Source organism: Mycobacterium sp. ABE4_509 (assembly GCF_056160785.1).
The window spans coordinates 1-5,835 of sequence record NZ_JBSWXU010000223.1; the positions used below are offsets into that span (position 1 = coordinate 1).

Annotated in this window: 6 protein-coding genes and 1 pseudogene; 6 read left to right on the top strand and 1 reads right to left on the bottom strand. The window is 71.9% G+C overall.

The window, feature by feature from the left end:
* The 5 genes and pseudogenes from ACXAID_RS26775 to ACXAID_RS26795 all read left to right on the top strand — a co-directional run.
* A pseudogene (locus tag ACXAID_RS26775) lies at positions 1-159 on the top strand (SGNH/GDSL hydrolase family protein); the annotation flags it as partial.
* On the top strand, positions 159-1,064 hold the full coding sequence (locus tag ACXAID_RS26780) for an ABC transporter ATP-binding protein (RefSeq protein ID WP_475025209.1): 906 nt from the start codon (positions 159-161) through the stop codon (positions 1,062-1,064). The pseudogene ACXAID_RS26775 and the gene ACXAID_RS26780, both read left to right, overlap by 1 nt.
* Positions 1,061-1,798, top strand: coding sequence for an ABC transporter permease (locus tag ACXAID_RS26785; protein ID WP_475025210.1), 738 nt, complete (start codon positions 1,061-1,063; stop codon positions 1,796-1,798). The genes ACXAID_RS26780 and ACXAID_RS26785 overlap by 4 nt, the downstream gene beginning before the upstream one ends.
* Before the next feature lie 13 nt (positions 1,799-1,811).
* Positions 1,812-2,708, top strand: coding sequence for an alpha/beta fold hydrolase (locus ACXAID_RS26790; RefSeq protein WP_475025212.1), 897 nt, complete (start codon positions 1,812-1,814; stop codon positions 2,706-2,708).
* A 39-nt stretch (positions 2,709-2,747) separates the two neighbouring features.
* A complete protein-coding gene (locus ACXAID_RS26795) occupies positions 2,748-4,247 on the top strand; it encodes a M28 family metallopeptidase (protein WP_475025213.1) in 1,500 nt (499 codons plus the stop codon).
* Here the strand turns inward: ACXAID_RS26795 and ACXAID_RS26800 are convergent.
* Positions 4,229-5,503: a uracil-xanthine permease family protein gene (locus ACXAID_RS26800; protein WP_475025214.1), complete on the bottom strand. Its 1,275-nt coding sequence runs from the start codon at positions 5,501-5,503 to the stop codon at positions 4,229-4,231. The two genes, ACXAID_RS26795 and ACXAID_RS26800, sit on opposite strands and share 19 nt — an antisense overlap.
* Before the next feature lie 89 nt (positions 5,504-5,592).
* On the opposite strand from ACXAID_RS26800, the gene ACXAID_RS26805 reads away from it, so the two are divergent.
* The coding region (locus tag ACXAID_RS26805) for a TetR/AcrR family transcriptional regulator (protein ID WP_475025211.1) at positions 5,593-5,835 on the top strand (243 nt) is incomplete at its 3' end.

The following is a 5,835-nucleotide window of genomic DNA, read 5'->3' on the forward strand; positions in this document are numbered from 1 at the left end:
GTGGTGGGCGCCGCCGACGCCAGCGTCGATCACCACGCCTGGTCCGCTGCGCCGTGGACGACCCGGCCGGGCTGGCCGATTCCCGGCCGGCCCGCCCCGCTGCACCCGAACGCCGAGGGCATGGCCGCGGTCGCCGACCTGGTGATCGGCGCACTGTGATGATCGAGTTGCGTGAGCTGACCAAGAGTTACGGCTCGGTGCGCGCCGTCGACTCGCTGACGTGCACGATCGAGCCCGGCGTGGTGACCGGGTTCCTGGGCCCCAACGGAGCGGGCAAGACCACCACGATGCGGATGATCCTCGGGCTCGACCGCCCGACATCGGGCACCGCCACCATCGACGGCCGGTCCTACCGGCAGCTCGCCGATCCGTTGCGCAGCGTCGGCGCCCTGCTCGATGCCCGCCGGCTGCATCCGAACCGGTCGGCGCGCAACCACCTGCGCTGGATCGCCGCGACCAACCGCATCGCCTCGGGCCGCGTCGACGAGGTGCTCGACATGGTGGGGCTGACGTCGGTGGCCGGCGCGAAGGCCGGCACGCTGTCGCTGGGGATGAGCCAGCGCCTCGGCATCGCGGCCGCGCTGATCGGCGACCCGCCGGTGCTGCTGTTCGACGAACCGGTCAACGGCCTGGACCCGGAGGGCATCCACTGGGTGCGGACCCTGATGCGCACGCTGGCCGGTGAGGGACGCACCGTCTTCGTGTCCAGTCATCTGCTGGCCGAAATGGCCAGCACCGCCGACCGGCTGGTGGTCATCGGCCGGGGAAGGCTGATCGCCGCCACCACCGTCGACGAGTTCGTCGCCCGCTCCGGCGCCGCCGCGGTGCGGGTGCGCAGCCCAGCGCTCGGGCAGTTGCGCGCCGTGCTCGCCGGCGCCGGGCTGACCGTGTCGGCCGGGCAGGGTGCGCTGACGGTGCAGGAGACCACCACCGAGGCCGTCGGGGAGCTCGCGGCCCGGCACTCGATCGTGCTGCACGAGCTCAGCGTGCAGCAGGTGTCCCTGGAGCAGGCCTATCTGTCGAGCACCGACGAGGCCACCGAATACCGGGGCACGTCCCGATGACCCGGCCGCACACGCCCCGGCACTGGGCGGCGGTGGTGAACGCCGAGCGGATCAAGCTCGTCACGGTGCGCTCACCGCTGTGGGCCACCGCCGCGGCCGTGCTGCTGAGCCTCGGCATCACCGCGCTGCAGGTGGCGACCAGCTACCGGCCGATGACGGTGCCGGCCGCGGTGCTGGGCGTCGCGGTGTTCGGTGTGCCGGTGCTGATGGTGGTGGCCGCGATGACGGTCACGGCCGAATACCGCACCGGCCTGATCCACACCACGTTGATGGCGGCACCGGATCGCACCGTGGTGCTGCGCGCCAAGGCGGTGGTCGCGGCGGCGTTCTCGGCGGTCGCTGCGGCCGCGATGACGCTCGGGGCGGTCCTGGTGGCCGGTGCGGCCGGGCCGGGTGGGTGGCGCGCCGCGGCGGCGATGGCGCTCTACGCGGCGCTGGCCGCGGTGCTCGGGGTCGGGGTGGCCGCCCTGCTGCGTCACACCGCGGGTGCGGTCACGGTGCTGCTGCTGTGGCCGCTGCTGGTCGAACCGCTGCTCGGCAATCTGCCCGGTCAGGCCCCGTGGATCGGGCCGTACCTGCCGTTCGCGAACATGTTCGACTTCCTCGACGTGTCGTGGCTGTTCCCCGCCTACGCCCGTCCCTGGGGCGAACTGGGCTCGCTGGGATATTTCACCTCCGTCGTCGCCCTGGTTTTCCTCGTCGCGGTTGGCACAATGAATCGCCGTGACGCCTGACACGACCGCGCACATGCTGACCCTCAAGCTGCCGCACCTCGACATCGCGGCGCTGTCGTGGGGGCCGCCGGACGGGCGGCTGGTGCTGTGCCTGCACGGATTCCCGGACAGCGCCTGGGGGTGGCGCGCGTTCGCGCCGATGCTGGCCGAGCAGGGGATGCGGGTGGTGGCGCCGTTCTCGCGCGGTTACGCACCCACCGGCCCCGCACCCGACGGGGACTACCACATCGGTGCGCTGATGTACGACGCGCTGGCGGTGTACCGCGAGCTCGGCGCCCCCGACGACGCGGTGCTGATCGGCCACGACTGGGGTGCGTTCACCGCCAGCGCGCTGGCCGCGTACCCGGATTCGCCGTTCGCCGAGCACATCACCATGGCCGTGCCGCCGGTGGGGGCGATCACCCGGGTGCGCGGCTCGTGGGGCCGGCAGCTGCGGATGGCCCCGCGCCAGCTGCGCAACAGTTGGTACATCGTGTTCTTCCAGTTGCCGTCGCTGCCGGAGCGGCTGTTGCCGCGGGTCATTCCCCGGCTGTGGTGGGACTGGGGGCCGCGGGGCTACCAGACCGACGTCGAACGCGACGATGCGCTGGCCGCGCTGCCCAGCCCGGCGCACCGGCGTGCGGCGGTCGGCTACTACCGGGCGCTGGCCCGGCCGGGCCGTCCGGCGGCGCGCTACGCCGATCTGCACAGCCACCGGTTCGCGGTGCCCCGGGTGCCGATCCTGCACCTGCAGGGCGGCCAGGACGGCGCGATGATCGCCGACTACGCCGAGCCGATCGGTGCCGTGCTGCCCGCCGGAAGTCGCGTGCACACGCTGCCGGCGGCCGGGCACTTCCTGCAGATCGAACAGCCCCGGGAGGCCGCCGACGCCGTGCTGCGGTATCTCGGGGACCGCGCGGACGCGCGCTAACGTGGTGAGGTGACGCCCACAAGACCGGCGAGGACGCCGATCGCCCGAACTGCCGCCGTCGCGCTGTCCGTCGCACTGGTCGTTGCCGGCTGCGGTCGTGAGGTGCAGACCGAGCCGGTGCCGGCGCCCGACCCGTCGCGGGCCGCCGAACTGGCCGCGCAGTTCGCCGAGGACCTCCGGCGGTCGGTGACGGTGGATGCCACCATGGCCCACCTGAGCGCCCTGCAGCAGATCGCCGACGAGCACGACGGCAACCGCGCCCTCGGTACCTCCGGGTATGACGCCAGCGTCGACTACGTCGCCGGGGCGTTGCGGGACACGGGTTTCGAGGTGACGACCCCCGAGTTCGAGGTGCGCCTGCCCTGGGCCGACGAGCCGACGCTGACTGTGGCGGGCGACGGTGTCGAGGCCCGGCCGCTGGAGTACACGGTCGGCACACCGCCCGACGGGGTGTCCGGCCTCCTGGTGGCCGCGCCGGCCGAGGACACCCCGGGCTGCACGCCCGACGACTACGACGGGTTGGCGGTGCAGGGTGCGGTGGTGCTGGTCGATCGCGGGTCCTGCCCGTTCGGCGCCAAGCAGACGGTGGCAGCCGACCGCGGTGCGGTCGCGGTGATCATCGCCAACAGCGAGGACGAGGACCGGATGGGCGGCACGTTGGGTGCCCAGACCGACGTGCGCATCCCGGTGATCAGCGTGCCGCGGTCCACCGGGGCGCGGCTGCGTGAGCAGGCCGGGGCACCCACCGACATCCGGCTCAACGCCGGGGTGCGGGTCGAGACGACCCGCAACGTCATCGCCCAGACCACCACCGGCTCGACCTCCGATGTGGTCATGGTCGGGGCGCACCTGGACAGCGTCGCCGAGGGCCCGGGGATCAACGACAACGGATCGGGTGTGGCCGCGGTGCTGGAAACCGCGCTGCAACTGGGCAGTTCGCCCGAAGTCGCCAACGCCGTGCGGTTCGGGTTCTGGGGCGCCGAGGAATACGGTCTGCACGGGTCGTCGGACTATGTCGGGTCGCTGAACGACGACGAACTCACCGACATCGCGCTGTATCTGAACTTCGACATGCTCGGCTCACCCAACCCGGGCTACTTCACCCTCGACGGGGACCAGTCGACGATCGTCCGCGGCGAGGGTGTGCCGCGGGTGCCCGAGGGCTCGGCCGGCATCGAGCGCACCCTGGCGGCCTACCTCGACTCGGCGGGCAAACCCGCCGAGGATTCGTCGTTCAACGGCAGATCGGACTATGACGGCTTCACCCGGGCCGGGATCCCGGCCGGCGGGCTGTTCTCCGGCGCCGAGGCCGAGAAATCGGTCGAGCAGGCCGAGATCTGGGGCGGTGAGGCCGGTGCGAAGTTCGACCCGGACTACCACACCGAGCGCGACACCCTGGCCAACATCGACCGGACCGCGATGGAGATCCTCGGCGGCGGGGTGGCCTACGCCATCGGCCGCTACGCCCAGGACCAACGGGGCCGCAACGGGATACCGATCCGGGAGGACCGCACCCGCCATCAACTCACCGAGTCGTGAGAGCGGCTGTCCGAAGGGCGGAACGACAGCAGCCGCATGCCGTGATAGACCAGTAGCGCCGCGATGGAGCCCAGCGCGATCCCGGTGAACGTCAGCCCCCCGATCGTCCAGCTGAAGTCGGCGATGCCGATGATCAGCGGGATGGCGGCGGTCATCTGGTTGATGGGACGGCTGAAGTCGACGTGGTTGGTCAACCAGATCCGCACCCCGAGAATGCCGACCAGGCCGTACAGCACCACCGTCGCGCCGCCGAGCACGCCCGCCGGGATCGCCGAGATCACCGCCCCCACCTTCGGGCACAGCGCCAGCGCGATCGCGACCAGCGCCGCGACCCAGTAGGCCGCCGTCGAGTAGACCCGGGTGGCGGCCATCACCCCGATGTTCTCCGCGTAGGTGGTGGTCGCCGACCCACCGCCGAAGCCGGCCAGCGTGGTGGCCACCCCGTCGGCCGCCAGCGCCCGGCCCATCAGCGGATCCATGTCGGTGCGGGTCATCTGGGCCACCGACTTGACGTGGCCGATGTTCTCGGCGATCAGCGCGATGACGGCCGGCAGGAACAGCGGCAGCACCGACCAGGCGAACGTCGGGGTCTGGAACTCGGGTAGCCCGATCCAGGCCGCGTCGCCGATCGCGGAGGTGTCCACCCGGCCCAGGACCAGGGCCAGCACATAGCCCGCCGCGACGGCCAGAACGATCGCCAGCCTGCCGATCATGCCGCGGAAGAACGCCAGCACCGCGACCATGAGCACCAGCGTGACCGCTGCGACGATCGGGTCGGCCTCGAAGTTGGTCTTCGCGGTGGGGGCCAGATTGAACCCGATCAGAGCCACCACCGCGCCCGTCACCACCGGCGGCAGCACGACGTCGAGCCAGTGGGTGCCGGCCACGTGCACCACGGCGCCCACCACGATCAGCAGCAGCCCGACGGCGACGATGCCGCCGAGGGCGCTGCCGGCGCCTTCGGTGCCCAGCGCGGCCAGCACCGGGGCCAGCACCGAGAAGCTCGATCCCAGATAGCTCGGCAGCCGGTTTCCGGTGATCAGCAGGAACAGGATCGTCCCGATACCGGAGAACAGCAGTGTGGTGGCCGGTGGGAAGCCGGTCAGCACCGGCACCAGGAAGGTGGCCCCGAACATCGCGACCACGTGTTGTGCACCCAGCCCGATGGTGCGCGGCCAGCTCAGCCGTTCGCCGGGGGCGACGACGAAGTCGGGGTCGGTGCGCGAATCGACGCGCTTCCAGGTCAGGGGAGGCAGGGGCGAAGGCACTCGGGCTGGCACCCTGCGACTACACACCATGGCGGTGGCGGCCGCCAGCCGCGGGCGCTCACGATATCGTGGGCGCCATGGCGCGCACCGCCAGCGACGAGGCCCGCCGACGGCCCAAGGACCGGAAAGCGCAGATCGCGCGTGCCTCGGCGGAGGCGTTCAGTGAGCTGGGCTATCACGGGGTCAGCATGGAAGCGATCGCGGCCCGCGTCGGTATCTCGGCGGCAGCCCTGTACCGGCACTACTCCAGCAAGTACGAGTTGTTCCGCGGCGCGGTGCTCAGCCTGGGCCAGCAGCTGGTCGACGGCACCGCCGGGACC